The 23,573-nt window shown below is 34.2% G+C and carries 30 protein-coding genes and 8 tRNA genes; 35 read left to right on the forward strand and 3 right to left on the reverse strand.

Annotated features, from left to right (window positions below; genetic code table 11):
- Window positions 1-18: 18 nt before the first annotated feature.
- The 22 genes from rplE to GXM21_RS02150 all read left to right on the forward strand — a co-directional run bounded on the left by rplE (window position 19) and on the right by GXM21_RS02150 (window position 12,881).
- Complete coding sequence (gene rplE, locus GXM21_RS02045; RefSeq protein ID WP_008538865.1) at window positions 19-558, forward strand: 50S ribosomal protein L5; 540 nt, start codon at window positions 19-21, stop codon at window positions 556-558.
- Between the two features lie 25 nt (window positions 559-583).
- Window positions 584-769, forward strand: a complete 186-nt coding sequence (locus tag GXM21_RS02050; RefSeq protein ID WP_008538864.1) for a type Z 30S ribosomal protein S14 — start codon at window positions 584-586, stop codon at window positions 767-769.
- A 27-nt stretch (window positions 770-796) separates the two neighbouring features.
- Window positions 797-1,195, forward strand: coding sequence for a 30S ribosomal protein S8 (gene rpsH / locus GXM21_RS02055; RefSeq protein WP_008538862.1), 399 nt, complete (start codon window positions 797-799; stop codon window positions 1,193-1,195).
- 28 nt (window positions 1,196-1,223) lie between these two features.
- On the forward strand, window positions 1,224-1,769 hold the full coding sequence (rplF, locus tag GXM21_RS02060; protein WP_008538860.1) for a 50S ribosomal protein L6: 546 nt from the start codon (window positions 1,224-1,226) through the stop codon (window positions 1,767-1,769).
- Between the two features lie 36 nt (window positions 1,770-1,805).
- Window positions 1,806-2,165 carry a 50S ribosomal protein L18 gene (gene rplR / locus GXM21_RS02065; RefSeq protein WP_008538859.1) on the forward strand — a complete coding sequence of 120 codons (360 nt, stop codon included), beginning with the start codon at window positions 1,806-1,808 and terminating at the stop codon, window positions 2,163-2,165.
- Window positions 2,166-2,187: 22 nt separating this feature from the next.
- Window positions 2,188-2,688 carry a 30S ribosomal protein S5 gene (gene rpsE / locus GXM21_RS02070; protein ID WP_008538858.1) on the forward strand — a complete coding sequence of 167 codons (501 nt, stop codon included), beginning with the start codon at window positions 2,188-2,190 and terminating at the stop codon, window positions 2,686-2,688.
- A 15-nt stretch (window positions 2,689-2,703) separates the two neighbouring features.
- Window positions 2,704-2,889, forward strand: coding sequence for a 50S ribosomal protein L30 (gene rpmD / locus GXM21_RS02075; RefSeq protein WP_008538857.1), 186 nt, complete (start codon window positions 2,704-2,706; stop codon window positions 2,887-2,889).
- Between the two features lie 21 nt (window positions 2,890-2,910).
- A complete protein-coding gene (gene rplO / locus GXM21_RS02080) occupies window positions 2,911-3,351 on the forward strand; it encodes a 50S ribosomal protein L15 (RefSeq protein WP_008538856.1) in 441 nt (146 codons plus the stop codon).
- The gene (gene secY, locus GXM21_RS02085; protein WP_008538855.1) at window positions 3,352-4,608 is read left to right on the forward strand and encodes a preprotein translocase subunit SecY; all 1,257 of its coding nucleotides are present in this window, start codon (window positions 3,352-3,354) and stop codon (window positions 4,606-4,608) included.
- Window positions 4,609-4,619: 11 nt separating this feature from the next.
- Window positions 4,620-5,264 (forward strand): adenylate kinase, encoded by a 645-nt coding sequence (locus GXM21_RS02090; RefSeq protein WP_008538854.1) that lies wholly within the window; start codon window positions 4,620-4,622, stop codon window positions 5,262-5,264.
- Window positions 5,265-5,528: 264 nt separating this feature from the next.
- The gene (infA, locus tag GXM21_RS02095; RefSeq protein WP_008538853.1) at window positions 5,529-5,747 is read left to right on the forward strand and encodes a translation initiation factor IF-1; all 219 of its coding nucleotides are present in this window, start codon (window positions 5,529-5,531) and stop codon (window positions 5,745-5,747) included.
- A 49-nt stretch (window positions 5,748-5,796) separates the two neighbouring features.
- Window positions 5,797-5,910, forward strand: coding sequence for a 50S ribosomal protein L36 (gene rpmJ / locus GXM21_RS02100; protein WP_004092858.1), 114 nt, complete (start codon window positions 5,797-5,799; stop codon window positions 5,908-5,910).
- Window positions 5,911-5,925: 15 nt separating this feature from the next.
- On the forward strand, window positions 5,926-6,294 hold the full coding sequence (gene rpsM, locus GXM21_RS02105; RefSeq protein ID WP_008538849.1) for a 30S ribosomal protein S13: 369 nt from the start codon (window positions 5,926-5,928) through the stop codon (window positions 6,292-6,294).
- 19 nt (window positions 6,295-6,313) lie between these two features.
- Window positions 6,314-6,706, forward strand: coding sequence for a 30S ribosomal protein S11 (gene rpsK / locus GXM21_RS02110; RefSeq protein ID WP_008538848.1), 393 nt, complete (start codon window positions 6,314-6,316; stop codon window positions 6,704-6,706).
- A gap of 21 nt (window positions 6,707-6,727) precedes the next feature.
- A complete protein-coding gene (gene rpsD, locus GXM21_RS02115; protein ID WP_008538847.1) occupies window positions 6,728-7,321 on the forward strand; it encodes a 30S ribosomal protein S4 in 594 nt (197 codons plus the stop codon).
- Window positions 7,322-7,364: 43 nt separating this feature from the next.
- Window positions 7,365-8,321 (forward strand): DNA-directed RNA polymerase subunit alpha, encoded by a 957-nt coding sequence (locus GXM21_RS02120; RefSeq protein WP_008538846.1) that lies wholly within the window; start codon window positions 7,365-7,367, stop codon window positions 8,319-8,321.
- Between the two features lie 20 nt (window positions 8,322-8,341).
- On the forward strand, window positions 8,342-8,683 hold the full coding sequence (gene rplQ, locus GXM21_RS02125) for a 50S ribosomal protein L17 (protein ID WP_008538845.1): 342 nt from the start codon (window positions 8,342-8,344) through the stop codon (window positions 8,681-8,683).
- Between the two features lie 200 nt (window positions 8,684-8,883).
- On the forward strand, window positions 8,884-9,735 hold the full coding sequence (locus tag GXM21_RS02130; protein ID WP_039881339.1) for an energy-coupling factor transporter ATPase: 852 nt from the start codon (window positions 8,884-8,886) through the stop codon (window positions 9,733-9,735).
- Window positions 9,736-9,764: 29 nt separating this feature from the next.
- Window positions 9,765-10,634: an energy-coupling factor transporter ATPase gene (locus GXM21_RS02135; RefSeq protein ID WP_008538843.1), complete on the forward strand. Its 870-nt coding sequence runs from the start codon at window positions 9,765-9,767 to the stop codon at window positions 10,632-10,634.
- Complete coding sequence (locus GXM21_RS02140) at window positions 10,628-11,452, forward strand: energy-coupling factor transporter transmembrane component T family protein (protein WP_008538842.1); 825 nt, start codon at window positions 10,628-10,630, stop codon at window positions 11,450-11,452. Before GXM21_RS02135 ends, GXM21_RS02140 begins: the two co-directional genes overlap by 7 nt.
- 103 nt (window positions 11,453-11,555) lie before the next feature.
- Window positions 11,556-12,326: a tRNA pseudouridine(38-40) synthase TruA gene (gene truA, locus GXM21_RS02145; RefSeq protein WP_008538841.1), complete on the forward strand. Its 771-nt coding sequence runs from the start codon at window positions 11,556-11,558 to the stop codon at window positions 12,324-12,326.
- A gap of 45 nt (window positions 12,327-12,371) precedes the next feature.
- On the forward strand, window positions 12,372-12,881 hold the full coding sequence (locus tag GXM21_RS02150; protein ID WP_008538839.1) for a P-loop nucleotide/nucleoside kinase family protein: 510 nt from the start codon (window positions 12,372-12,374) through the stop codon (window positions 12,879-12,881).
- 50 nt (window positions 12,882-12,931) lie between these two features.
- Here the strand turns inward: GXM21_RS02150 and GXM21_RS02155 are convergent, their stop codons facing one another.
- The gene (locus GXM21_RS02155; RefSeq protein WP_008538838.1) at window positions 12,932-13,705 is read right to left on the reverse strand and encodes a DUF134 domain-containing protein; all 774 of its coding nucleotides are present in this window, start codon (window positions 13,703-13,705) and stop codon (window positions 12,932-12,934) included.
- Between the two features lie 167 nt (window positions 13,706-13,872).
- Here GXM21_RS02155 and GXM21_RS02160 point away from each other — a divergent pair, with 167 nt between their 5' ends.
- Both GXM21_RS02160 and GXM21_RS02165 read left to right on the forward strand, forming a co-directional pair.
- On the forward strand, window positions 13,873-14,616 hold the full coding sequence (locus GXM21_RS02160) for a carboxymuconolactone decarboxylase family protein (RefSeq protein WP_008538836.1): 744 nt from the start codon (window positions 13,873-13,875) through the stop codon (window positions 14,614-14,616).
- 17 nt (window positions 14,617-14,633) lie between these two features.
- The gene (locus tag GXM21_RS02165) at window positions 14,634-15,458 is read left to right on the forward strand and encodes an SDR family oxidoreductase (RefSeq protein ID WP_008538834.1); all 825 of its coding nucleotides are present in this window, start codon (window positions 14,634-14,636) and stop codon (window positions 15,456-15,458) included.
- A 139-nt stretch (window positions 15,459-15,597) separates the two neighbouring features.
- Here GXM21_RS02165 and GXM21_RS12995 read toward each other — a convergent pair whose 3' ends face one another.
- Window positions 15,598-16,200 carry an alpha/beta hydrolase gene (locus tag GXM21_RS12995; protein ID WP_008538832.1) on the reverse strand — a complete coding sequence of 201 codons (603 nt, stop codon included), beginning with the start codon at window positions 16,198-16,200 and terminating at the stop codon, window positions 15,598-15,600.
- Between the two features lie 115 nt (window positions 16,201-16,315).
- Between GXM21_RS12995 and tnpA the strand changes: the two genes are divergently transcribed.
- The 3 genes from tnpA to GXM21_RS13000 are packed head-to-tail and all read left to right on the forward strand — an operon-like array spanning window position 16,316 to window position 17,845.
- The gene (gene tnpA, locus GXM21_RS02175) at window positions 16,316-16,711 is read left to right on the forward strand and encodes an IS200/IS605 family transposase (RefSeq protein WP_075555428.1); all 396 of its coding nucleotides are present in this window, start codon (window positions 16,316-16,318) and stop codon (window positions 16,709-16,711) included.
- A 28-nt stretch (window positions 16,712-16,739) separates the two neighbouring features.
- A complete protein-coding gene (locus GXM21_RS02180; protein ID WP_249068219.1) occupies window positions 16,740-17,615 on the forward strand; it encodes an RNA-guided endonuclease InsQ/TnpB family protein in 876 nt (291 codons plus the stop codon).
- Between the two features lie 38 nt (window positions 17,616-17,653).
- On the forward strand, window positions 17,654-17,845 hold the full coding sequence (locus GXM21_RS13000) for a zinc ribbon domain-containing protein (RefSeq protein ID WP_033405766.1): 192 nt from the start codon (window positions 17,654-17,656) through the stop codon (window positions 17,843-17,845).
- 154 nt (window positions 17,846-17,999) lie between these two features.
- On the opposite strand, the gene GXM21_RS02185 is transcribed toward GXM21_RS13000, so the two are convergent.
- Window positions 18,000-22,223: a 2-hydroxyacyl-CoA dehydratase gene (locus GXM21_RS02185; RefSeq protein WP_008538830.1), complete on the reverse strand. Its 4,224-nt coding sequence runs from the start codon at window positions 22,221-22,223 to the stop codon at window positions 18,000-18,002.
- Between the two features lie 456 nt (window positions 22,224-22,679).
- On the opposite strand from GXM21_RS02185, the gene GXM21_RS02190 reads away from it, so the two are divergent.
- The 8 genes from GXM21_RS02190 to GXM21_RS02225 all read left to right on the forward strand — a co-directional run bounded on the left by GXM21_RS02190 (window position 22,680) and on the right by GXM21_RS02225 (window position 23,548).
- A tRNA-Asp gene (locus tag GXM21_RS02190) sits at window positions 22,680-22,756 on the forward strand.
- 3 nt (window positions 22,757-22,759) lie between these two features.
- A tRNA-Phe gene (locus tag GXM21_RS02195) sits at window positions 22,760-22,835 on the forward strand.
- An 11-nt stretch (window positions 22,836-22,846) separates the two neighbouring features.
- Window positions 22,847-22,922 (forward strand) — tRNA-Thr (locus GXM21_RS02200).
- Between the two features lie 6 nt (window positions 22,923-22,928).
- Window positions 22,929-23,002: transfer RNA gene (locus tag GXM21_RS02205), tRNA-Gly, on the forward strand.
- A 99-nt stretch (window positions 23,003-23,101) separates the two neighbouring features.
- A tRNA-Leu gene (locus GXM21_RS02210) sits at window positions 23,102-23,190 on the forward strand.
- A gap of 29 nt (window positions 23,191-23,219) precedes the next feature.
- Window positions 23,220-23,305, forward strand: a tRNA-Leu gene (locus GXM21_RS02215).
- Window positions 23,306-23,318: 13 nt separating this feature from the next.
- Window positions 23,319-23,404, forward strand: a tRNA-Leu gene (locus tag GXM21_RS02220).
- A 69-nt stretch (window positions 23,405-23,473) separates the two neighbouring features.
- Window positions 23,474-23,548 (forward strand) — tRNA-Glu (locus GXM21_RS02225).
- The last annotated feature ends 25 nt before the right edge of the window (window positions 23,549-23,573 follow it).

Consider the following 23,573-nt stretch of genomic DNA (forward strand, 5'->3'; position numbering starts at 1 on the left):
AGGAAGGAGGATATCTTGGTGGATAGATTACAAGAAAAATATATCAATGAAGTTGTTCCTGCTATGACTGAAAAATTCGGTTATAAAAATGTAATGCAACTTCCTAAGATTGAAAAAGTTATCATTAGTATGGGTGTTGGTGAAGCTGCTCACAACTCTAAAGCATTAGATTCTGCTGTAGCTGACCTCACTATTATCGCTGGTCAGAAACCTGTTTTGACTCGTGCGAAAAAATCTCTTGCTGCATGGAAATTACGTGCAGGAATGCCTATTGGCGCTAAAGTTACTCTTCGTGGAACTCGTATGTATCAGTTCCTTGATAAATTTATGAATATCGCTTTGCCTCGAGTTCGTGACTTCCGTGGCGTAAGCCCTAAAGCTTTTGATGGTCGCGGAAACTATTCAGTTGGTCTTAAAGAACAATTGATTTTCCCTGAAATCGAATATGATAAAATCGAAAAAATTCATGGTATGAATATTATTATTGTTACTACGGCAAAGACTGATGAAGAAGCTAGAGCTCTTCTTAAATTAATGGGTATGCCGTTTAGTGCTTAATTCTTAAGAGGAGGTATACTGATCTATGGCCAGAAAGGCAATGGTCCAGAAATGGAGTCAAGAACCTAAATTTAAGGTTCGTAAATATAACAGATGCAAAATCTGTGGTCGTCCACATGGTTATATGCGTAAATTTGAAATGTGTCGTATTTGTTTTAGAGAACAAAGCTACAAAGGCGCAATCCCTGGCGTAACAAAAGCTAGTTGGTAAGGTTGAAAGAAAGGAGGATATCGATTTATGGGAATGACTGATCCTATTGCAGATATGTTAACTCGTTTGCGTAATGCAAACTCCGTACTTCATGATAAAGTTGAAATTCCTGGTTCTAAAATTAAACAGGCTATTGCAGAAGTTCTTAAAGAAGAAGGTTTCATTAAAGACTTCTCCTTCGCAGAAGATAACAAACAAGGTGTTATCACAATTAACTTGAAATATGGTCCAAACCGTGAACAAGTAATCACTGGTATTAAACGTATTTCTAAACCTGGTCTTCGTGCTTATGCTAAGAAAGATCAATTACCTCGCGTACTTGGTGGTCTTGGTATTGCTATCATCTCTACTTCTAAAGGTATTATGAGTGATAAACAAGCACGTCGTGAAGGTGTTGGCGGCGAAGTTTTAGCTTACGTATGGTAAAATTAGTTTTAGACTAGGAGGTGTACAGATGTCAAGAATTGGTAGAGAACCGATTACAATCCCTGCTGGGGTTACTGTAACAGTTGATGAACATAATCACGTAGCGGTTAAAGGTCCTAAAGGAGAAATTAGCCGTGACTGTCATAAAGATATGAAAATTACAGTAGGTGAAGGCGTTGTAACAGTAGAACGTCCATCCGAAGATAAAATGCATAGATCTTTACATGGTCTTACTCGTACTCTTATCAACAATATGGTTGTAGGTGTAACACAAGGCTTTGTAAGAAATCTTGAAATTAATGGTGTAGGTTATAGAGCTGCACAGGCTGGTAAAAACCTTAACTTATCTTTAGGTTTTTCCCATCCAGTAGTTGTTGAACCTCCTGTTGGAATCAAATTAGAAGCTCCTGCTCCTAACAAGATTGTTGTATCTGGTATCGATAAAGAAGCAGTTGGCGCTATGGCAGCTAAAATTCGTTCTTACAGAGAACCTGAACCTTACAAAGGAAAAGGTATTAAGTACGAAGGCGAACATATCCGTCGTAAAGCTGGTAAAACTGGTTCTAAGAAATAATAATCTTTAGTTAGAAATAGAAAGGAGAGGCTGGTTTTGTTTAATAAACAGGATAAAAATAAAGCTCGTCAGAAACGTCATTTAAGAGTTCGTAATCATATTTCTGGCACAGCTGAAAGACCTCGTTTAAACGTATTCCGTAGCTTAAGCAACATTTATGCTCAAGTTATTGATGATGTTAATGGTGTTACATTAGTATCCGCAAGCTCTAAAGATAAAGATTTCAACGCTTACGGCGGTAACATCGAAGCAGCTAAAGCTGTAGGTGCAGCTGTAGCAAAACGTGCTCTTGAAAAAGGCATTACTGAAGTTGTATTTGACCGCGGTGGCTATGTATATCATGGTCGTGTAGCAGCTTTAGCAGATGCAGCTCGTGAAGCTGGTCTAAAATTCTAATATTGGAACAGGAGGTAAATTAATGGCCAAGATTGACGCTAACGCACTTGAATTAGAAGAAAAAGTTGTGTATATTAATCGCGTTGCTAAGGTTGTAAAAGGTGGCCGTCGCTTTTCTTTCAGCGCTCTTGTTGTAGTAGGCGATAAAAACGGTCATGTTGGTGCAGGTCTCGGTAAAGCTAGCGAAGTACCTGAAGCAATCAGAAAAGGCATTGAAGATGCTAAAAAGAATCTTGTAGAAGTTTCTTTAGTAGATAAAACTATTCCACACGAAAGCCTCGGTGTATTCGGTGCAGGTCGTGTGCTCTTAAAACCAGCTGCAAAAGGTACTGGTGTTATCGCAGGTGGTCCAGCTCGTGCAGTCTTAGAACTTGCAGGTGTTGGTAATATCTTAACAAAATCTCTTGGTTCTTCTAACCCTAATAACATGGTTCGTGCAACTATTAAAGGTTTAGAACAGCTTAAAAAAGCTGAGCTCGTAGCTGAACTTCGTGGAAAATCCGTTCAGGAACTTTTAGGTTAAGGAGGAAATATTTCAATGGCAAAAGTGAAAATTACCCTTACAAGAAGTCTGATCGGCAGACCTGAAACTCAGAGAAGAACAATTCAGGCTTTGGGATTACGTAAATTAAATTCTACAGTAGAACATGAAGATACAGCTACAATTAGAGGTATGATTCATAAAGTAGAACATCTTATTACAGTAGAAAAAATCGGCGAATAATTTAGAGGAGGTGTCCAGGTTATGAAATTACATGAATTATCACCAGCACCGGGCTCTAGAAAAGTTCGTATTCGTGTTGGTCGTGGTTTAGGTTCTGGTTTAGGTAAAACTTCCGGACGTGGTCATAAAGGTCAGAACGCTCGTTCTGGTGGCGGCGTACGTACAGGTTTTGAAGGTGGCCAGATGCCTTTATACCGTAGATTGCCAAAACGCGGCTTCAAAAATATTTTTGCAAAAGAATATGCTGAAGTAAACGTTTCTTCTTTAAATCGTTTTGAAGATGGCGCAACAGTAGATCCAGCAGCATTAGTAGAAGCAGGTATCCTTAAAAACGTTTGTGACGGTGTACGTGTTCTTGGTAACGGCGAAATTACTAAGAAATTAACTGTTGTAGCAAACGGCTTCACAAAATCTGCTGAAGAAAAAATTACAGCAGCAGGTGGAAAAGTAGAGGTGATCTAAGTGCTTTCAGCTCTTAGCAATATCCTCAAAATCACCGAATTGCGACAGAAAATAGTATTTACACTAATTATGTTTGCAGTCTTCAGGCTCGGGACTCATATCCCGGTGCCTGGAGTAAATCCTTCAGTAATTGAACAGTTATTTAACAGCGGTAACTTGTTTGGCTTGTTGGATTTATTTTCCGGTGGTGCTTTAAGTAAATTTTCTCTCTTTGCTATGAGTATTACCCCATATATCAACGCGTCAATTATTATTCAATTATTGACCGTAGTAGTACCTACTTTGGAACAGTGGTCTAAAGAAGGTGAAGAGGGACATAAAAAGATAACCAAGACGACCCGTTATTTGACTGTTGTCTTGGCATTTTTACAAGCTATAGGTATGTCTATTGGTCTTAAACAGGCCATAATTAATCCTAGTATTACATCAATTCTTATTATTGCAATTACCCTAACAGCAGGAACAGTGTTCCTCATGTGGATTGGTGAGCAGATAACTGCACATGGTGTGGGAAATGGTATATCGCTTATCATTTTCGCAGGTATCGTTGCAGCACTTCCACAAAATTTGGGTACTATATATAATTACTTGCAAGCAGGCACAATAAGCTATTTTAATGTGTTATTCTTTGCAATAATCGCCCTTGCTATGATTGTTTTTGTTATTGCCATTCAGCAAGGACAACGTAGAGTTCCGGTGTCTTACGCAAAACGCGTTGTAGGTCGTAAAACTTACGGTGGCCAATCTACGCATATACCGCTTAAAGTAAATCAGGCCGGCGTTATACCAATCATCTTTGCATCATCAGTATTGATGTTCCCAGCTACTTTAGCTCAGTTTGTACAAACTCCTTGGATTAAAACAATTGCTGATTATTTCCAATGGGGAACACCTTTTCAAAGTGCTGTATATGCATTATTGATTTTATTTTTTACGTATTTTTACACTGCGGTTACATTTAAAATTCCGGATCTCGCTGATAATTTGAAAAAATACGGTGGTTTTATTCCTGGAATTCGTCCAGGTCAGGCAACTGCAGATTATTTAGACCGTATTATGACACGTATTACATTAGCGGGTGCATTTTTCCTTGCATTCATTGCAATTTTACCAACAATGATAGCTGGTGCTACTCATATTGAAGGAATTCATTTTGGTGGTACAGCATTATTAATCGTAGTTGGGGTTGCTCTTGATACGATGAAACAAATTGAATCAATGGTCGTAATGCGCCATTATGAAGGTTTTATGAAGTAAGGAGGATTTTTATGCACATCCTTTTAATGGGCCCTCCTGGTGCTGGTAAAGGTACACAGGCAGCTAGGCTAGTAGAAGAATTTAAAATTCCTCATATCTCCACTGGGGATATGTTTCGTGCAGCAGTAAAAGAAGGTACTGAACTTGGAAAACAAGCAAAAACTTGCATGGATGCTGGAAAATTAGTTCCAGATGAAGTTACAATTGGTATTGTAAAAGAACGTTTAGCTAAAGCTGACTGCGAAAAAGGATTTATTTTGGATGGTTTTCCTCGTACAGTAGAACAAGCTGTGGCTTTGGATAAAATTTTAAGTGAATTAGGTTTAAAACTTAACTGTGCTTTGAACGTTGCTGTTCCAGCAAGTGAATTAATCAGAAGAGCAGTTGGTCGTCGTATTTGTAAAAAATGCGGTGCTACTTATCATGTAGAATTTAAGCCATCTAAGAAAGACGGAATTTGTGACGTGTGCGGCGGTGACCTTTATCAAAGAGCTGACGACAGCGAAGCAACAATGAAAAATCGTCTTTCTGTTTATGAAGAACAGACAAAGCCTCTTATTTCTTATTATGAAAAAGAAGAACTTTACAAAGAAGTTGACGGAAGTCAGTCAATGGATAAAGTATTCCAAGACATTGTTGCAATTTTGCGCAGTTAATTGATAATATAATACGGTAATATATCTGTTGTAAAAAAAGTGTGAAAAAAATCGCTGATAATGATATATTTAAACGCTGTAATATGTTATAATTAATATTCGGGCAGTAAACAGAAATGTTTTTCTGTGGCAGATAACAATAATGTTGGGCATGGCATTGCTGTAAAAACGGATTACTGACAGGTTTGGGCATATCATGGGCATGATAATTCAAACCTCAAAGAGTTTTCGGCCCAACTTAAGCTTTAATTGAAGGAGAATTTCATGTCTAAGCAAGATGTAATTGAAGTTGAAGGTAAAGTATTAGAGGCTTTGCCTAATGCAATGTTTAAAGTGGAGTTAGAAAACGGACATGTTGTTCTAGCTCATGTTTCTGGGAAAATTCGCATGAATTTTATCCGCATCCTGCCAGGTGATAAAGTTACTATTGAACTTACGCCTTATGATTTGACCAGAGGCCGAATCACTTACCGTTTTAAATAAGACCTATTGGGAAATAGGCATTATAGCAATGTAGAAGGAGGTACATGCAGTGAAAGTTAGACCATCAGTAAAACCTATTTGTGAAAAATGTAAAGTTATTAAACGCAAAGGTCATGTAATGGTTATTTGCGAAAATCCTAAACATAAACAAAAACAAGGATAAGGAGGTGCTCATTGTATGGCACGTATTGCCGGTGTAGATTTACCACGCGATAAACGAGTTGAAATTGCTTTAACATATATTTTTGGTATTGGTATTAAAACTTCTCAGGATATCTTAGCTGCTACTGGTATTAATCCAGATACTAGAGCTCGTGATCTCACTGAAGATGAAGTTGCTAAGTTACGTGAATATATCGACAAAAATCATCTTGTAGAAGGTGACCTTCGTCGTGAAATTTCTTTAAATATTAAACGTTTAGTTGAAATTGGCTGCTATCGCGGTAGACGCCATCGTTTAGGCTTACCTGTACGCGGTCAGAACACTAAAAACAACGCACGTACTCGTAAAGGTCCTAAAAAGACTGTAATGGGTAAAAAAGGCTAAGAAGAAGGAGGTTTAATAAGTGGCAGCAAATAAATCATCTCGTCCAAAGAGAAAAGATCGTAAAAATGTCGAATACGGTGTGGCTCACATTCGTTCGACTTTCAATAATACAATTGTTACTATCACTGATAAAAATGGTAATGCTTTATCCTGGGCTAGTGCTGGCGGACTTGGCTTCAGAGGCTCTAGAAAAAGCACTCCATTTGCAGCTCAAATGGCAGCAGAAGTTGCAGCAAAAGCAGCAATGGAACATGGTTTAAAACAGGTTGAAGTATATGTAAAAGGTCCTGGTGCAGGTCGTGAAGCTGCAATCAGATCTTTACAGGCAACTGGTCTTGAAGTTAACATGATTAAAGATGTTACTCCAATTCCTCATAATGGTTGTCGCCCACCTAAACGTAGAAGAGTATAATTAGGAGGTTGAAGTAGAAATATGGCTATTGACAGAGTTCCTTCTCTGAAAAGATGTCGCGCTCTCGGCTTAGAAACAGCTGTAGTTGGTCTTGCAAAAAGCTCCAAAAGACAGCCTAAACGTTCTGGTCGTAAAGTAAGCGAATACGGAATGCAGTTAAAAGAAAAACAAAAAGCTAAATTTATATATGGTGTATTAGAAAAACAGTTTAGAGCTTATTATGATAAAGCTAAAACTATGCCAGGCGTAACAGGTGAAAACTTACTTGGTCTTCTCGAACGTAGAATTGACAACGTTGTTTTCCGTTTAGGTCTTGCATCCACTCGTCGTCAGGCTCGTCAGCTCGTTTCCCATGGTCACATCACTGTTAATGGTAAACGTCTTGACATTCCTTCCGCTTTAATTAAAGTTGGCGATGTAATCGGTGTTAAAGAAAAAAGCCGTGGTACTGCATTATTCAAAGAAATTGCAGAAAGCAAAAATGCTTTAAACGTACCAGCTTGGCTTACTGCTGATATCCAGAATCTTAGCGGTTCTGTTACAAGATTCCCTAACCGCGACGAAATTGATATTCCAGTTGATGAACAGGCGATTGTCGAATTGTACTCCAGATAATATGTCTGTGTTTTATAGCGCATAGAATAGGAGGTTGTTTCAGATGATCGAAATCGAAAAACCAAAGATTGAGATTGTGGAAATAAGTGAAGACAACCGTTATGGTAAATTTGTCTGTGAACCATTGGAACGCGGATATGGTACTACTCTTGGCAACAGCTTACGTCGTATTTTGTTGTCTTCTTTAGAGGGTGCAGCTATAACATCTATCAAAATTGATGGTGTTCTTCATGAATTTTCTACTATTCCTGGGGTTCGTGATGATGTAACAAACATTATTTTAAACTTAAAAGAATTATGCTTAAAAATGCATGATGAAGAACCTCATACCATTCGTATAGATGTTACTGGTGAAAAAGAAGTAACAGCAGCAGACATTATTGTTGATTCTGATATTGAGATTCTCAATAAAGATTTGCATATTGCTACTGTTGATGAAACTGGTTCTTTGAAAATGGAAATGGTAGTTGAACGTGGAAGAGGATATACACCTGCTGATAAAAATAAAAAACCAGATCAGGTTATTGGTATTATCCCTATCGATTCCATCTTCTCTCCTATTCAAAGAGTTAACTACACAGTAACAGATACTCGTGTTGGTAATGTTACCGACTATGATAAACTTACATTAGAAGTATGGACTGATGGTTCTATAAAACCAGAAGAAGCAGTAAGTAAATCAGCTAGCATTTTGATTACTCACTTGCGTCTATTCCAGAATATGGGTGGTTCTGTAGAAGATATTCCTGCTGATGAAGGAATTTTCAATACACCAGAAGAAGATAATACTTCTAAAGTTATGGAAATGACAATCGAGGATCTTGATTTATCTGTACGTTCTTACAACTGCTTGAAGAGAGCTGAAATCAACACTGTTGCAGATTTAATGCAAAAGAGTGAAGATGATATGATTAAAGTTAGAAACCTTGGTCGTAAATCTCTTGAAGAAGTTAAGAAAAAATTACAGGAATTGGGATTAACACTCGCTGAAAAAGAATAACAGGAAAGGACAGGCTGCTAATGGGCTACAGTAAATTAGGACGCAACTCCAGTGCACGTAAAGCTTTATTCCGTAGTGTGCTAGTTTCCCTTTTTAAACATGAACGCATTGAAACTACTGAAGCTAAGGCTAAAGAAATCAGCGGTCTTGCTGAAAAACTCATTACCCTTGCAAAACGCGATGACTTAAGTGCTCGCCGTCAGGTTATTGCTGAACTTGTTGATAAAGAAGTTGCAAAAAAATTATTCGATGAAATTGCACCTAAATATAATGACCGCAATGGTGGTTATACTCGTATTCTTAAATTAGGCGTACGTCGTGGTGACGCTGCTCCAATGGCTCTTTTAGAGTTAGTAAAATAATTTAGAATTAGTAATTCATTGAATTATTGATATGTGAGGCGGTCAAATGGGCCGCCTTCGCCTTATCAATTAAGTTAAAAATTTAATTAATAGATTTTTGGTTTACTTGATAAGGTGATTGTGTTAACAATTTAAAATGGGTATAATAAGAACTGTAATTTTGATTGCAGTTCTTATTTTTTTATATAGATTTATAGGTGATGATATTGAGTTTTATAGAAGTGAAAAATCTCACACATATTTTTAGGGAAAATGATGAGAAAAAAACAGAAAAAATAGCGTTAGATAATATTAATTTAAAGATAGATAAAGGTGAATTTATAGCTATTATTGGCGTTAATGGTTCAGGCAAGTCAACACTAGCAAAGCATTTCAATGGCTTATTATTGCCAAGTGAAGGCGAATGTATTGTTGATGGCATGAAAGTTGATGATAGTGAGGATATTTGGAAAGTACGTCAAAAAGTAAGTATGGTATTTCAAAATCCTGACAATCAAATAATCGCTACTGTAGTAGAAGATGATATTGCTTTTGGCCCTGAAAATATGGGTCTTGAGCGTGAAGAAATAAAAGATAGAATAGAATTTGCTTTAAAATCTTTGCATATTGAGCATTTGCGCAAGATGCCACCGCATTTGTTATCAGGTGGGCAAAAACAATTGACTGCTATTGCTGGGGCTATAGCGATGCGTACTCAATGTATAGTTTTAGACGAACCGACAGCAATGCTTGACCCACAGGGTAGAAATGCTGTAATGAAAGCTTTGAAGGAATTACATGAAAAATATAATATAACTATTATTATAATTACACATTTCATGGAAGAAGCTGTGCAGGCAGATAGAATTATTGTCATGAATGATGGCAAGATAATACAAGATGGTATGCCAAAAGATATTTTTAAACAAAAGGAAAATTTAAAGAAAATCGGTCTTAGTGTACCTTTAGCTGTAGATATTGTAGATGCTTTGCAGAAAAAAGGTTTGAAACTAGCTAATCTTTTTGATAATGAAAATTTAGCTAAAGAATTACAACAATTAATATGCAAATAATATTAAATAGATTTTAAAGTGGTGAGAAGATGCCAATAGAGGTAAAAAATATAAGTTATATTTATATGGAAAATACGCCATATGAAAAAAAAGCATTAAATAATGTTAGTTTAACAATAAATGAAGGTGAATTTGTAGCTATTGCAGGTCATACAGGTTCAGGAAAATCCACACTTATGCAACATTTTAATGGTTTATTAAATCCTACTAAAGGTGAAGTTTTTATTGATGGTATTGACATTAATAAAAAGAAGGATAAAAAGACTTTAAATGCTAGGCGTAGTGTGGGTATGGTGTTTCAATATCCAGAACAACAATTATTTGAGGAAAGTATTTTTGCAGATATTGCTTTTGGCCCTAGAAATTTTGGTTGTAGTGAAGATGAAGTAAAGCAAAGAGTCAAAGAAGCAATGGATTTTGTAGAATTAGATTATGAGGAATATAAAGATAAATCTCCTTTTTTATTGAGTGGCGGTCAAATGAGACGTGTGGCAATAGCTGGAATAATAGCATTAAAGCCTAAATATCTAGTTTTAGATGAGCCGACAGCAGGTCTTGACCCTAGACTTAAACAGAATTTATTGCAAAAGGTAAAAAAATTACATCAAAAAGAAAAGATGACAATTATTATGGTATCGCATAATATGGACGATATAGCACTTTTGGCAGATAAGGTAGCTATTATGAGACAGGGAAAATTAATGATATATGGCGAGCCACGCGAAGTTTTTACACATAAAGATGTAATTGAACAAGCAGGCTTATTAGAGCCAGAAGTGATGCAATTATTGCGAAAAATAAAAGAATATGGTTTAGATGTGGATATAAATGCTTTAAATAAACAAGAAGCCTTAAATAATATTTTAGTAGCTTTGAGAAAGAGAGGGATAAAATGCTAACTGATATAAAAATTGGTCAATTTTTCCCAGCAAATTCTTTATTGCATAAATTAGATGCTAGATTGAAAATCGTAAGTTTATTTATTTTAATCGTGGGGATTTTTGTTTTTGATAGCCAATTAGATTATATTATATGGTGCATGTTAATTGGAACTTTGATGTATATGTCAAAAATTCCCTTAAAAATGTTTTTTATATCCATAAAGCCAATTATCTGGATTATTTTATTTACTTTTATTTTGCATTTATTTACAACGCAAGGAAAAGTTATTTTTGAAATTTGGAAGCTCAGTATTACATGGGAAGGTTTGGCAAATGGTAGTTTTGTCTGCCTTAGGTTGTTATTATTGATGTTTGGAGCATCTTTATTAACATTTACAACGCCACCACTTGTATTATCTGATGCTTTGGAAGATTTGATGAAGCCATTAAAAAGATTTGGCGTGCCAGCTCATGAATTAGCTATGATGATGACAATAGCACTTCGTTTTATTCCTACTTTATTGGAAGAAACAGATAAAATTATAAAAGCTCAAAAATCTCGTGGTGCTGATTTTATGACAGGAAATATCTTAAAAAGAGTCAAAGCTTTTATGCCAATATTGATACCGTTATTTATCAGTGCTTTTCGCAGAGCAGATGATTTAGCTATGGCTATGGAAGCAAGATGTTATCATGGCGGAGTGGGTAGAACACGCTTGAAACAATTGAGTTTTGCTTCTAGAGATTATATAGCAATGACTGCTTTTATAGGGATTTTATTAATTTTGACAGTTATAAAAATAGTTTTTCCCCATATGGTATTATTTACTTTATAAAATTAAATATGTATAATCTAAAAGAACTAGTTTATTTTAAATGTATATAATAGACTAGTTCTTTTTTGAAGCGATAAAATAAAAAATTAAACGAGGATAGAAAATGAAATCTGAACATAAGGAAATGATGAAAGCTAGAAGACGTAATATAAAACTTACGCTTAGTTATGATGGGACAAATTATCATGGTTTTCAAAGACAGACTAAAGTTGTAGCTGTGCAAAATGTATTAGAGGGTGCATTATTTAAATTATTTGGCGATAGTATTGAGTTAGCGGCAGCAGGTAGAACTGATGCTGGTGTTCATGCTATAGGTCAAGTGGTGAATTTTTTTACTGATGGAACTATTCCTATTCAAAATGTAGTGCGTGCAGGAAATCGCTTGTTGCCAGATGATATAGTTTTATTAAAAGCAGAAGAAGCTGACCGTGATTTTAGTGCACTACATAGTGTAAAATCTAAGATTTATATTTATAAGGTTTTTGAAAATGAATTAGCAGACCCATTTATGAGTAGATTTTATTGGCATGTAAATAAAAAATTAAATTTAGAAGATATGCAAGAGGCTTTAAAATATATTGAAGGAGAGCATGATTTTTCTTCATTTCGTTCTGCTGGCGGAAATGATACAAGCCCTATTCGTGAAATCTATGAAGCTAGTTGTACAAAAGAAAATAATGTATATACTTTTAAATTTTGGGGCAGTGGATTTTTATATCATATGGTCAGAAATATCATGGGTTTGATGATAAATATTGGGCTTGGTAGAGTGGATAAACATGAAGTGCCAAAAATAATAGAGGCTAGAAATAGAGCTTTAGCAGGGAAGATGGCGCCAGCAAATGGATTGTATTTGCAAAAGGTATATTATTGATAATATTTTGTTTAAGCTACGAATAATAAAAATGTAGAGGTATAAATGGTCATTTTAATTGCAGGTGCTAGTCATACAGGGAAGACTTTATTTGCACAGAAATTATTAGAAAAATATAAATATCCTTATTTAAGTATAGATCATTTAAAGATGGGTTTAATTAGAAGTGGGCAAACTAATTTAACAGTGGAAGATGATGAGCAATTAACGAAATATTTATGGTCAATTGTTGTAGAAATGATAAAAACTGCTATTGAAAATAAACAAAATTTAATTGTTGAAGGCTGTTATATTCCAGCAGATTGGAATGGGTATTTTAAACAAAGATATTTAGAAGAAATAAAATATTGTTGTTTAATTATGAGTGAAGAATATATAAAAAATAATTTTAGTACAATAAAACAGAAAGCGAATATCATTGAAAAGCGTTTAGATGATAGTTATTGTACAAAAGAATTGTTGATAAAAGAAAATAAACGTAATTTAGAGATATGTAAGCAATATAATTATAAATATATATTAATTGATGAAAAATATAATATAAGTGATATATAAAAAAAGCAGTAGATTTATATCTACTGCTTTTTTGTTAGCGAATAATTTGATTAGTTACCAGAACAACCACGTTTATCTTCATGGCAAGCATGTCCATGACCACCGCAAGAATGACCGTGACCATGATGATTGCATTGTACATTAGCATTATAGTTTAATGTGCCATTAAGATATGCTTTTACAGCTTCATCAGCATTTCCCATGACGCCACCGAATAATTTAATACCAGCTTGAGCTAAAGCGTTTTGAGCTCCACCGCCGATACCACCACAGATTAAGATATCTGCTTGAGCGTTATTTAAGAATGTAGCTAAAGCACCATGTCCTTGACCTTGTGTATCAATGATTTGTTCATTTATGATTTGATTATTTTCAATATCATAAACTTTAAATTGTGATGTATGACCAAAATGTTGGAAGATATTTCCATTATCGTATGTAACAGCTATTCTCATTGTATTTACTCCTTTTTTAGTTATAATTTGTTGTTTGTGAATTTTTCGTTTAGGGCAATTTTGTAAACAGTTTTGTTCTCCTTGGCAAAGTTGATAATTGCCACCAGAAATCAATAGTGGACGACCATGTACAAGGCTATTGGCTATTTTATAGCGAGCCATTTCATATATTTCACTGACTGTAGTGCGAGAAATATTCATTTGTTTAGAAGCTTGTTCATGGGTGAGTTTATTTAAATCTATTAGGCGAATTACTTCATATTCATCTAAGGTCAAAATAATTTTTTCACCATTAGAGATGCCTTCAGGAATAAAACTATCATAAGTTGGTTCAAAACAAATTTTGCGACAGCGACTAGGTCTTGCCATAAAATCATCTCACTAAAATTTATTTCCGACATATGTCGATTATTATTATAAGATATTAATCAAGAAAAAACAAGTTTAATTAGAAAATTTTTCAGATAATCATTTGACTTGGAGTTTACTTAAAGTTCTATAATAATAAAAAAATACATAAGAAAAGAGTGATTTTTATGGATAACGGAGAAAAATATCAGGATAAATTATTAAATGATAAAGCTATATTATTTGGCGAAACAGACCCAGATTTTGCAAAGTTTTTTGCTGATTTTGCTTTTGATGATGTCGTTAATCAAAATGATTTAGATGATAAAACTCGCATGATGGCTATACTTGCTACATTGATTGGTTGTCAGGGCAGAAAAGCTTTTGAAAGTATATTGCCAGATAGCTTGAAGATGAATGTTACACCTATAGAAATAAAAGAAATAATTTATCAAGCTGTAGCTTATCTAGGAATAGGCAGAGTAGCTGACTTTTTAGGGATTGCAAATGATTGTTTTAAATCTTTAAATATCAATTTACCACTTGAAGTACAATCAACAACTACAAGACAGACTAGATTAGAAAAAGGTATACAAGCTCAAGTTGATATCTTTGGCGAAAATATGAAAGATTTTTGGAAATCCGGAGATAGTGAAACTAGACATATAAATCGTTGGCTTGCAGAAAATTGTTTCGGTGATTATTACACTCGCAAAGGTTTAGATTTAAAACAAAGAGAGATGATAACTTTTTGTTTTATCTTGGCACAAGGCGGTTGTGAAAATCAATTGACAGCACATATTCAAGGTAATTTAAATGTTGGCAATGATAAAGAATTTTTATTAAAAGTTTTAACTCAATGTTTGCCGTATATTGGTTATCCTAGAAGTTTAAATGCCCTAGCTTGTATAAAAAAAGTTTGTGATAAATAAGGAAAGAAGATTTTTTGATGAAAGATGTTTTATTATTAGTAGGCGCAGGTCAAATAGGTATGGCTATCGCTAGACGTATTGGCTTTAATAAAAAAATAATAATTGGTGATAAAAATTTAGATAATGCTAAAAAAATAGCAGATATTATGTATAATGCTGGTTTTGATGTAAATTATTTAGAAGTAGATTTAGCAGATAGAATATCTATTAAGAATTATATACAGGAAGCTCAAAAATATGGTCAGATAGGAATGCTTATAAATGCAGCTGGTGTATCACCTAGTCAAGCTTCTATAGAAACTATTTTAAAAGTAGATTTATATGGAACAGCTGTGTTATTAGAAGAAGTCGGAAAAGTAATCAAACCATATGGCACAGGCGTAACGATTTCTAGTCAATCAGGTCATCGCATGGAAGCTTTAGGTAGTGAAATTGATGAACAATTAGCAACTACTGATTGTGAAGATTTATTATCTTTACCTGTTTTACAAGTAGAAAATATAAAAGACAATTTACATGCTTATCAATTAGCAAAACGTTGTAATGTAAAAAGAGTTATGGCAGAAGCTGTAAAATGGGGTAAGAAAAAAGCTCGTATAAATTCAATTTCTCCAGGGATTATAGTTACTCCACTTGCTATAGATGAATTTAATGGCAAAAGAGGTGCTTTTTATAAAAATATGTTTGCCAAAGCACCAGCAGGACGACCAGGTACAGCAGATGAAGTGGCAAATGTAGCAGAATTATTGATGAGTGAAAAAGGTAGCTTTATTACAGGCGCAGATTTCTTAGTTGATGGCGGAGCTACAGCAGCATATTTTTATGGCGATTTAAATAAATAGATAGGTATTTTTAGTTTAAGGTGAATTTAGAAGCTGAAATAAAACATTATATAATATGTAAAGTAAAAGCTCTTTGATTAAAAACTAATCAAAGAGCTTTTTGTTAGTGAATAAAAAGGATTTATAAAATTTTTAGATTTTATTTAAGGTTATTTTTGAAGAATAATTCTAATTTATCAAATGGTATTTTATCAATTTTGTCATATAAATCAATGTGTTCAGCATCATCTACAACATATAATTCTTTAGGTTCAGAGGCTTTATTAAATGCTTCTTCACTGAAAAATTTAGAATGAGCTCTATCGCCAACAATAAATAATATTGGACGAGGAGAAATTTCATCAAGATAATCAAGTAAATGATAATTCATAAAAGCAAGATTACTAGTTGTAGTAAAGCCACCTAAAGCATTGATATGATGTCCTCTTTTTAAAGCGTAAAAACGGAACCATTCAGCTGTTGGTTCTGTTAAATCTTCAGGAACTTTTTCAAGTGGTTTATCTGGAAAATATGGAATGTATTCAGGATAGCCATTTTGAGCATCAATCCATCTTTGTTTAGATAATTTTTCTTTAGTAGCTTGAACAGTTTCTTTATCCATGCCTAAGCGAGAAGCTACAGTCATATCATACATTGAAGCTGTAGCTACAGCTTTTATACGTGTATCCATCTGTGTTGCAGATAAAGCGAAACCACCAGAACCACAAATGCCGATAGCTCCAATTTGCTCACGGTTTACCAAATGCGAGCGTAAAGCCCCTAAATTTATTTATGGGGATATAAGCTCGCTAAAAAACAATGATTCGATATCATTGTTTTTTATTGTATTATATTTTTAATAGTTATATAATACTTTTATGAAATATAAATCAAATAATAATATAGTATATTCTTGTAAATATCATGTAGTATTTTGTCCTAAATATCGTAGAAAAGTGTTGAACAATGGTGTTGATGAACGATTAAAGGAGTTGATTAATAATATTTGTCAGGAGCTTCACGTCGATTTAATCGAGATGGAAGTAATGCCAGACCATGTTCATTTGCTTTTAGAAGTTGATCCACAATTTGGTATACATAAAGTTGTTAAACGAATAAAAGGAATATCTTCAAGAATACTTCGAGAAGAATTTTCATGGTTAAAATCAAGGCTACCAACATTGTGGACGAATTCATATTTTGTATCTACAGTTGGTGGAGCACCAATATCAATTATTAAACAGTATATAGAAAGTCAAAAGCGTTCAGAATAAATAAATGATAAAAAGGCAGGTGATTGTAGTGAAGACATATTGTTTTAAATTGTATAAGGCAAAAAGGAATAAAAAACTTCATAAAGTTATTAATATAGCTGGAATTATCTACAATCACTGTATTGCTTTGCATAAAAGATATTATCGTTTATTTAAAAAATCTCTTAATATCTATAAGCTTCAAAAATATTTAACTAAACTTAAGAAAATAGGTAAATTTAGCTATTTTAAAGAAGTAGGTTCGCAAGCTATTCAAGATATAACTCAAAGAATAGACCGTGATTATAAATTGTTTTTTAGAAATTTAAAACATAAAATTCGTACAGCACCACCATCTTTTAAAAAGATACGAAAATATAAATCATTCACGCTCAAACAAGCTGGTTGGAAGCTTTTAAAGGGTAATATTATAGAAATTAATAAACAAAAATACAAATATTTTAAAAGTAGAGATATTGAAGGAATAGTTAAAACAATAACAATTAAACGTGATACTTTAGGTGATATATATCTTTATTTTGTTTGTGAAACTAAGGAGAATAAAGTTTTAGCAAGAACAGGTAAAAGCGTCGGCTATGACTTTGGACTTAAACAGTTTTTAACTGCATCGGATAATGAAGATATAAAAGCACCTTTATTTTTTAAACAAAATGCTAATGATATAAAAAAGGCTAATAGAATATTATCTAGAAAAAAGAAGACTTCTAATCATCGTAGATTAGCAAAAATAGCTCTTGCCAGATTGCATAAGAAAATATCTAATCAACGTAAAGATTTTCATTTTAAATTAGCAAATAAAATTTGTAGTGAATATGCTTTAATCTGCATAGAAGATTTGAATATAAAAGGAATGCAAAACGTTGGGGTAGAAAAATATCTGACTATGGATTTAGTGAATTTATAAAAATTCTTGAATATAAAGCGAGAGAAATTGGCTCAATAGTGCAAAAGATAGATAGATACTATCCAAGTTCGCAAATTTGCCATGTTTGTGGTACAAAAAATCCTGAAACTAAAAATTTGGCAGTTCGTGAGTGGATTTGCGCAAAGTGCAAAACCAGCCACGATAGAGATAGAAATGCTGCTATAAATATATGGAAGGTTGGGGCATCAACCTTCTTTGGAGAGATATAGTAAGACCTGCTATTTTAGTAGGCAAGTATCGTTTGTATCCAAGAATCCCCTGCATTTAGGCATGGGGAGTATGTCAATTCAAGTCAATGCAAAAAAATAAGAACCGTATCTTTGAAAATACAGTTCTTATTGTTAATTACTTTATCAATTTTTTTTATAGAGCTTTATGGTCTTGCTCAGCGATTTTTTCTTTAGCTACAGAAAGCATTAATTTTATACGATTTAACTGGTTTACCTCACTGATACCAGCATCACAGTCAATAGCTACGATATTTACACCATCATGTGTACGCATGAGTTCACGTATCATACCTTTTCCTGTGATGTGATTTGGCAAGCAACCAAATGGTTGTAAACAAATGATATTATCTACACCTTCTTGGATTAGTTTTGCCATTTCACCAGTTAAGAACCAACCTTCACCAGCCATATTACCTAAAGAAACATGAGGAGTAGTTAATTTAGCTATTTCTTTAATAGTATATGGAGCAGTGAAGCGTTTGCTAGCACGAAGTGCTTTGCACATAGGCTTGCGGAAAAATTCAAGTACTTTGATGAAAATTTCTGATTTAGCTTTATCTATCCATTTACCATCGAGCATTTTATATTTTACGATATCATCATATGCCATGTACATGAAGAAATCCATTAAATCAGGTGTTACAACTTCAGCACCTTCATCAAAGAGAATTTTTTCTACATGATTATTGGCAGTTGGGTGATATTTAACAAGAATTTCGCCAACGATACCTACTTTTGGTTTTATCGCATCTTCATTGAGAGCGATTTCATCAAATTCTTTTACAGCTTTTTTGATATTATTGCTGAATTTAATATAATTGCCATTAGTGATTTCGTCCATGAAGATTTTACGCCATTTATTATATAAGACATCAACAGAGCCAGCTACTTTTTCATAAGGTCTTGTTCTATTGGATAAGCGAATTAATAAGTCAGCGTAAATAGTAGCTTTGACAACATCAAGCCAGATTTCTGTTTTTAATTTGAAATCATCTGTTTCACGACCAACACAAGCAAATACAGGAACTTGGCTTAAGCCGGCATTTTCTAAAGCTTTACGCATTAAATTTAAATAGTTTGTAGCACGGCAAGCACCACATGTTTGGAAAAGCATGATTGAAGTATTATTTACATCATATTCGCCTGATTTTAATGCTTTTAATAATTGACCAATGACTACGATTGCAGGATAGCACATATCATTATTGACATAGCGTAGACCTAAATCAATATCTTCTTGTGTAGGCATTGGCGGAATGACGATTTTCATACCAGATTTTTTACAAGCATGTTGAATGAAATCAAAATGTTTAGGGGACATTTGCGGTGCCAAGATAGTATGTTCTTCTTGACATTCTTTGCTGAAATAAGCACGTTGTTTTGGTGGTTCAATTTCGTCAATTTGGGCAAAGCCATATTTCCATGCAGCCATGAGAGAACGAATACGTATACGAGCTGCACCAAGGTTACTTACTTCATCTAATTTTATCATGGTGTAGATATCGCCATGTTGTTCTAAGATTTCACGTACTTGACCAGTAGTGATAGCATCAAGACCACAACCAAAGGAACTGAATTGAATTAAAGTCATTTCTTTGTGGCGAGCTACATAACTAGCAGCATGATACAATCTAGCATGATAGCTCCATTGATTTACGATATCTAAGCTATCTTCTGGGCAATCTAAATGATAAAGAGCATCTTCAGATAAAATTGCAATACCGTAAGATTGAATCATTTCAGGAATTCCATGATTGATTTCAGGGTCAACATGGTATGGTCTACCAGCTAAAACGACAATTGGCATTTTTTTATCAGTTGCTTCTTTGATGATGTTTTCACCATAATTGCGAATGTCTTCTTTATATTTATCTAATTCCTGATAACTTTTTTCTACTGCTTCGATTAAGTCTTTTTTAGGGATATTTAAAGAAGATAACTCTTCTTGTAAACGTTTAATCAAAGCTTTTTTATTATTTATTGGTAAGAATGGTTGAAGGAAATTTATATTTTTCTGGCGGAGAATATCCATATTAGCGCGGATATTTTCAGCATAAGAAGCGACAATAGGACAGTTATAATTGTTATCGGAGGCATGAAGAGGGTCTTTCATATTATAAGGGATACATGGATAAAAGATAGTAGTGATACCTTTTTCAATTAAATCCATGATATGACCATGTACTAATTTTCCTGGATAACATAAAGAGTCAGAAGGAATAGTAGACATACCTTTACAATATAACTGAGCTGAAGATTTACCAGATAATACTACTTCATAACCTAATAAAGTGAAGAAAGTAAACCAGAATGGAAAATCTTCATACATATTGAGTACACGTGGAATACCTATGCGTCCTTTTGGCGCATTAAGAAGTGGTTTATAGTATTCAAATAAACGATGATATTTATATTTATAAATATTAGGTGCTTTATCTTCTTTAGCCACTTGTTTTCCAATGCCTTTTTCACAGCGATTTCCTGTAGAATAGCGATTGCCATCAGGGAAAATTTGTGTTGTGATTAGACAGTTATTACCACAGCCATGACAGCGGTAAGTTTTTGTTTCCATATGGAAATCTTTTAATTCTTCTTTGGTTAAAATAGAAGATTTTTCTTGTTGACGTTCTATAGCTAAAAGTGCAATACCATAAGCACCCATTAAGCCAGAGATATCTGGACGGATTACATTTTTATTTAACAATAATTCCATAGAACGAAGTACAGCATCATTATAGAATGTACCACCTTGAACTACGATATTATCGCCAAGTTCAGATACATCTTTGACTTGGATTACTTTAAATAAAGCATTTTTGATAACGGAAAGAGCTATACCAGCAGAAATATCATTTACAGAAGCTCCTTCTTTTTGTGCTTGTTTTACACGAGAATTCATGAAAACAGTACAACGAGTACCTAAATCTACTGGATTTTTAGCAGTTAAGCCTTTATTAGCAAAATCGCTGACTTCCATATTTAAGCCTTGAGCGAAGTTTTGAATGAAAGAACCACAGCCAGCAGAGCAAGCTTCGTTTAAAATGATTTGTCCGATATTGCCTTTATTTACATAGAAGCATTTCATATCTTGTCCACCGATATCTAGAACGCAAGATACATCAGGACAAAATTCACGAGCTGCACGCAAGTGAGCAAAAGTTTCTACCTCGCCAAAATCTGCATGAAGAGCAGCTTTGACGATATGTTCTCCATAGCCAGTCGTACCAACAGTAGCAATATAAGCATTAGGAGGAATAATTTCATATAGAGCTTTTATTTCATCTAATACAGTTTTTAATGGTGAGCCATTATTACTGCCATAGGAAGAATATAATATTTCACGATCTTTACTAATTGCGACTAATTTTGTAGTAGTAGAACCAGCATCAATACCTATGTATAGAGGTCCTTGATAATCTGATAATGAAGCTTTTTTTACAACATCTTTATTATGACGTTGCTTAAACTCATTATATTCTTGTTCATTTTTAAATAATGTAAAGGCTACAGATTCAGTTTCTGTAGATGATTTACTGCAATTATTTAAACGTTGCATTAATTCATCATATGTCATTTCAATCGCATTATCGCTTAAAGCGCAACCTATAGCAACAAAATAACAACCATCATCAACATTGACAATATGTTCATCGGTTAGTTTTAAAGTTTTAATAAAGCGTTCTTTTAATTGAGTTAAGAAATATAAAGGGCCACCTAAAAAGGCTATATTACCTTCAAGTGGACGTCCTTGTGCTAAGTTACCGATAGTTTGATTAACTACAGCTTGTAAGATAGAAAGAGCAATATCGGCTTTAGAAACACCATCATTTAATAATGCTTGAACATCTGTTTTAGCAAAAACACCACAACGAGAAGCAATAGTATAAATTTGAGTGCCTTTTTGAGCTAATTCATTTAAACCCATAGCATCAGTATTTAAAAGTGAAGCCATATGGTCAATAAATGAACCTGTGCCACCTGCACAAACACCATTCATACGTTGTTCTGGTGCAGAGCCAAAATAAGTGATTTTAGCATCTTCACCGCCTAACTCTACAGCTACATCAGTTTGAGGTATCCAATTTTTAACAGCTTTAGAACAAGCAATTACTTCTTGAACAAAAGGCATGTTTAAATTGTTAGCCATACCCATACCGGCAGAGCCAGTTATTGCACAGGTAAATTTATGATTTTTTAATGTATCTGATAATAAAATCATATTATCGTGCATGGATTTATAAATTTCTGATAAATGACGCATGTATTTCTTATAAACTACTTGATTATCGTTGTCTAAGACAACTAATTTTATAGTAGTAGAACCGATATCAATACCAAGTTTATACGAAAAATTCAAGATAACACCACCTATAAAATATATATTTATTAATACTTTAGAAATTAGAAATATAAGCTTTAAATAGTTATTATTGTGCATATGTATTATATCATAGAATAAAAAATTTACCAAAATGAATAGTATTCACTTTTGAGGATTTTTTTATTGATTTTAGAAAAAAAGAATGAATTTTTTAGCTGAAATTGAATAGAAAAGTAAAATTAAATAGAAATAAGTGATGAAAATGAAGATTTTATTTTCAAAAAGAGATGATAATATAAATTTTACTATATTTATAATAAGGAAGTTTTTTGTTGAAAAATAATGGCGTTTAATCTGGAAAAATAAAAACGATAACTTTTTTTAATTTTTTTCAAAAAAAGTGTTGACAAAATGGTTTTAAAATAATATACTGTAGAAGCTGGCTCGTGAGACAACAACTCACAGAGAAAAAACAGCAATAAAGGTTAAGATGGCCCGGTAGTTTAGTTGGTTAGAATGCCGCCCTGTCACGGCGGAGGTCAGGGGTTCAAGTCCCCTTCGGGTCGCCATTTGCCTCGGTAGCTCAGTCGGTAGAGCAGGGGACTGAAAATCCCCGTGTCAGTGGTTCGATTCCGCTCTGAGGCACCATTTTATAACATGCTGGTGTAGCTCAATTGGCAGAGCAGCTGACTTGTAATCAGCAGGTTGGGGGTTCGATTCCTCTCGCCAGCTCCATGAAATGCGGGTGTAGCTCAATGGTAGAGCCCTAGCCTTCCAAGCTAGTTACGTGGGTTCGATTCCCATCACCCGCTCCATCAAAAAAGTTTGAAAAAACTTTAAAAAAGTTCTTGACAAGAACAAAACGATATGGTAACATATTAAATGTTCTCGACGAGAATAAAGAAGTGAATAATGCCGGGGTGGCGGAACTGGCAGACGCACGGGACTTAAAATCCCGCGGTTAGTGATAACCGTACCGGTTCGATTCCGGTCCTCGGCACCAATCACCATCATTTGTTATTTTTGCCCTTTGCGGTCGTGGCGAAATGGCAGACGCGCTAGCTTCAGGCGCTAGTGGGGGATACCTCATGGTGGTTCAAATCCACTCGGCCGCACCATTAAAGAGTATATGCGGTTGTGGCGGAATTGGCAGACGCGCTACTTTGAGGGGGTAGTGATCAATGGTCGTATGGGTTCAAGTCCCATCAACCGCACCATTAATTTAAAGAATGAACTGATACCAATGTGATATCAGCTTTTTTTATGTCTGTAGGAAAATTAAATATGGCGCGTTGGTCAAGTGGTTAAGACACCGCCCTTTCACGGCGGCTTCATGGGTTCGAATCCCATACGCGTCACCATGGTTATTCAACTCTTAATAAAGAG

The organism is Megamonas funiformis, assembly GCF_010669225.1.
GTDB lineage: Bacteria > Bacillota > Negativicutes > Selenomonadales > Selenomonadaceae > Megamonas > Megamonas funiformis.